The following is a 4415-nucleotide window of genomic DNA, read 5'->3' as shown; positions in this document are numbered from 1 at the left end:
ATTTAAAGGAGTTTGGGAAGAAGGACCCCGCAAAGGTACTTTAGGAAAACAATATACTACTTTTATTGCTCCTGGTTTGATGTGGCATGATCTCACCTCTAAACAGTTTGGTAGGACTTTAACGGTGGTTTATGCCACTCCTATTCGCAAGGGAGAATGTCGGCTATTTGCAATTTTTCCGTTCAAGTTCTCTGCCAAAATACCAGGACTGTTTTTGAAGTTGACTCCGCGCTGGTATTCACATATTGGGCAAAATAGTGTTTTAGAAGATGACCAAATTTTCTTGCATCATCAAGAACGGTATCTAGAAGAACGTGGTGGTAGTGGTAATTTTACTAAGGCGTTTTATTTGCCAACTAAGGCAGATTTGTTTGTCTTTCAGTTGCGTTCATGGGTGAATCAATATAGTGTTGATCCGTTTCCTGGTAAAACTTTATCACCCTCATTACCGAAGGAAGATTTATTAGATAGATACCATTCTCACACAGAAAAATGTGCTAGTTGCCGGACTGCGCTGGCTAATCTGCAACGGTTACGGGTGGGAGTTGCTGTGTTGACTGTGTTGGTTTGGGCGTTGCTTCCCTTGCTGATGTTTATTTATGATCTGACGGATATTTTCACTATTAGTTTTCTGACTCTGGTTGTGATTAGTGGTGCGGGAATTTGGTTTGGTTTGGGTAGGTTAGAACGACGGTTTTATCAAGGACGGTTGATTCCACCGAGAAATCTGCCTGATAAAAAATAGAACAATGTTCAATCAATAGTGCTTAATTTCCAGCATATACTCCTTATACACAACACGAAACCGCTCACATACCAATAGCATTTCCGGTGTTGGATGTTTACCTATTTTGGGTAAGACACGGGAAAAATAGTTCCAGTGTTCTTGTCTCCAAAATTCGAGTGAGCGGTCGCCTTCACCTTCATCATAAGCAAACTGGGTATCAACCTCAATATACGGTTTAATGCTTACTTCGGTTATTTCAATAATACAAATTGGTTGTTCATTACCATCAATTACAATCGCTTTTAATCCCACTTCAGGAAGTGCGCTTCCTTCTGCTTCCCATTCCCATAAAGCTGAACAAGTTGCAGTTTTGATTCCTTTGACAACTAAATCACTGAGTTGATTTGCTAAATCAGAATTGTCACCAAATTGACTTATATCATATTTATTGTTAATTTGTGAATTATTTGGAAGTGTGGCTAAATAAGCTTGCCAATAATTTTCTATTATTTGATTATTCATGAATAATAACATCTCAGATATTTTGTAAATTATCATTCAATTATTAAGCTGGTGTGCATTTAATTGAGATAAAACCTTTTTTTAGAGTTCGTTACTATGCCATAGATTCAGATAGCCAGCCTGACATATCCAAAACTCGTTGAGACCAAATGCCAGATTGTTCGGCAACTTCAGTCCGCACTTTTTCATCCTCCCAAATGTCATCCCAAGTTAATTCCCACATTGCCAGTTGAACTTGAATATTTACTAATTCCTCAGCTTGAATAGGTTCTATTTCTGCTGCTGTCCACTCAATAAACAACTTGGTTTCGGAAATTACACTTTTCACCGCTTCTTTATAAGCAATCTGAGAAAAAGACTTAATTCGTGCTAAATTAGATGCGATATGTCCTAAGCGATTTGGGATTTCATTGAGTTTAAAACGAGCTTGTTTTTCATCTAAATTCTGGTTCATAACCACCTATTAATCTTTGAGTAATTTGTGTTACACGTTCTCGTATCGCTGGGTCTTGAATTATCATTGAGCGATTATTTTGACGCTTGGCGAATATTAATAATTGACTCGTAAGCCATTGTTTGTATAAAGCGCGATTAGGTGAAAAACGCCTTCAGCCAAGACTCATTAATTTGTTCTAATGAATCCAGTTTGACATCTGCGATCGCAAATCGGGGGTCTTCTCTTTCTTCTAATGCTGGGACGGCAATACATCGCATGGAAGCTGCTTTAGCACTGATGATGCCGCGAATAGAGTCTTCAAACGCCACACACTTTTGGGGATGCACTCCAAGACGATGGGCAGTTGTCAGATACACTGCCGGATGGGGTTTGCCAAATTCCTCTGTCTGAGCAGAACTGACAACATCGAATGTCTCTTGCAAATTTAGCTTTTTTAGAACTGCATCAATCAGACAGATGGGTGATGAGGTAGCCAATCCCAAGGGTAAGTGCATCTGCTGACATAATTGTATAATTTCCATTGCACCAGGCATGGGCTGTCCGAGGGTTATCACAAGTTCGCTGACACGATTGATAATCCGTTCAGCTACCTCAGATTGACTCGTATCTGTCCAAGGAAATCTTGCATACCAATAGCTGACAACCTCATCGCAACGTAAACCCATTGTCTGATTGCACATACTCTCTTGTAGTGGCACTCCCAAGTCATTGAATACCTCTACTTCCGCTTTATGCCAAAAAGGCTCGCTGTTGATGAGCAAACCGTCCATATCAAATATGACCGCCGTATCTATCATAAAAACCTCTGGTAACGCTGGAAAATCTTTTGGTGAGCCTATCCAAGTACAGGCATTATACATATTAAATCCTACCCTGTGAATACAGAGTTAAGGGTAGGTATTTCTGCAAATTTAATAACTCAAAAGGCTATGTTTCAGCTATAGCAACTGCATCCAACAACACCAACCCCATCTTTTTGAGTAAAGCAGTATTCCCATCGGGACAGCCATGTTGAATTAGGCACTTGGCACAGCCAGTATTGCAATTACAATCTCGTGCGATCGCTCTACCAACACTAGCAAGTTTTGGCAGATGTTTAAACACAGCTTCAGCCGCACCATTGCCACCATCACTGGTATCATAGAAATAACCAGTATAGTTGTTACCGTCTCCCAACTCCTTCACCACAGTAAAATTCACCTGTTTGGGGTCAACTTTAGCTACAAGCTGTAATGCTCTCATAATTTGATGTCCAAAGCTGTGGATAGTAATGAAGGGACTGGAATATTCCCACAACTGTTGATAACCAGAAGGTATCGGTTCTTGACTGCGGGTTAAACTGGTTCTAGTTTCTTTAGCAAACTGTTGGATGTATTCTCGCGCACTTGAGTTAATTGTTACTTTTACCATAGGTGCAGAAAACTGAGTGCGGTAAGGTTGCTCAAACTTGGCTTCTGACAGGGTTTTAACAATGACAGCTTTGCGGGTGAGTTTGCGACATAGGGGACAACGCGGTTGTTGAGGTAAGGGTTCTTTATAGTTAAGACAGCGTTTATTCAAACAAGTCTGCTCGTAAATTTGCGTCATTAAACTGTAACCGCTGGTAATGTGTTTAACTTCACCAAAACTCAGTTCTAGGGTTAAGTATTCCTGACAGTCTTCAACTTCAGATAAAGGTGCAGAGTGTGAAATTTTCTCCTTTATTCTCTGTTCCTCCTTCACAGATTTTCCTATGACTACAATGTCAGTTTTGTGGGAAACTTTCCCCTTTATTTTCTGTTCCTGTTCCTCCTGTTTCTTTTCTTCTATACCATCTGGAGAAAACAGTAATGGTAAATTTACTGGGTCAGTTAACACAGTTAAACTACTCGTTTGTGATACAGTAGTTGCAACTGTAAAAATTGCCTTATCTGTTGTTTGTTTTAAAATCGCTCGTTTACTGTTAAGGTCTAAGGAAATACATTGATAAGTTAGCATTTCTCCCCTAGCATTTTGTCGTTTATAAATAGCTTGGGGATGCACTTCTCGATAAGCGATATCTTCAGATATTTCCTCTAATTCTTCCCCAGAAATTGCATCTACTAATTTGATAGTTGTTTGCGATAAACCACCCCGAAAATTCACATCTTTATGGGGATAACCTTTAGCCCATAAACCATTCCGACCTTTGTATAAATGTCCTTGGGCTAATAACAGTTTGGCAACATCAAAAGCGGCTGCACCAAAATAGTGTTTAATTTTGTTAGTGGGAATGCCTGTTTCTGCGGCTGCACACATCAAATGTTTGGCTGCAAAGATGGGATATTCATCATTAAAAAACACTTCTTCAGATTCTCCAGATACCAGCATTTCTGGATGTTCTGCCACATAACAATCAATAGGGTTGAAAGCATTGGGAAGCAGCACTGTGAGTCCTGGTTGAGAACGTCCGGCTCGACCACTGCGTTGCTGATACGCCATTTTAGAACCAGGCCAGCCACGCAATACACAACATTCTAATTCTGGTAAATCAATTCCTGCTTCTAAGGCTTCTGTGGCAATTATCCACTTGATTGTACCAGACTGAAGTTGATTAACTACTTCGGCTCGACGTTCGGCAGTAATGCCACTGTAAAATGCGGTGACTTGGTTTGATTTTAACAGTTCTGTAACTTCTCGCACACTGCGCCGGGAGTTACAAAAGGCGATTCCTGATTTATTTTGATTCAG

5 protein-coding genes and 1 pseudogene are annotated in these 4415 nt (G+C 40.1%); 1 reads left to right on the top strand and 5 read right to left on the bottom strand.

Annotated elements, in window-relative coordinates; all coding sequences use genetic code 11:
* Positions 1-745: pseudogene (locus FJR38_RS25690) on the top strand (cell death suppressor protein Lls1); the annotation flags it as partial.
* 12 nt (positions 746-757) lie between these two features.
* Here FJR38_RS25690 and FJR38_RS25685 read toward each other — a convergent pair.
* The 5 genes from FJR38_RS25685 to FJR38_RS25670 form a co-directional block, all read right to left on the bottom strand.
* The gene (locus FJR38_RS25685) at positions 758-1249 is read right to left on the bottom strand and encodes an ASCH domain-containing protein (RefSeq protein ID WP_168540257.1); all 492 of its coding nucleotides are present in this window, start codon (positions 1247-1249) and stop codon (positions 758-760) included.
* A 94-nt stretch (positions 1250-1343) separates the two neighbouring features.
* Complete coding sequence (locus FJR38_RS25680) at positions 1344-1703, bottom strand: hypothetical protein (RefSeq protein ID WP_168540255.1); 360 nt, start codon at positions 1701-1703, stop codon at positions 1344-1346.
* Positions 1684-1770: a hypothetical protein gene (locus tag FJR38_RS29450; RefSeq protein WP_371418296.1), complete on the bottom strand. Its 87-nt coding sequence runs from the start codon at positions 1768-1770 to the stop codon at positions 1684-1686. Before FJR38_RS29450 ends, FJR38_RS25680 begins: the two co-directional genes overlap by 20 nt.
* A 70-nt stretch (positions 1771-1840) precedes the next feature.
* Positions 1841-2566: a hexitol phosphatase HxpB gene (gene hxpB, locus FJR38_RS25675; RefSeq protein ID WP_217360062.1), complete on the bottom strand. Its 726-nt coding sequence runs from the start codon at positions 2564-2566 to the stop codon at positions 1841-1843.
* A gap of 67 nt (positions 2567-2633) precedes the next feature.
* On the bottom strand, positions 2634-4415 hold a 1782-nt coding region (locus tag FJR38_RS25670), incomplete at its 5' end, for a helicase-related protein (RefSeq protein ID WP_168540253.1).

The organism is Anabaena sp. UHCC 0253 (assembly GCF_009712085.1).
Lineage (GTDB): Bacteria > Cyanobacteriota > Cyanobacteriia > Cyanobacteriales > Nostocaceae > Dolichospermum.
Note: the sequence above shows the minus strand (reverse complement) of the source record. Positions and strands in the feature narration are given on the sequence as shown.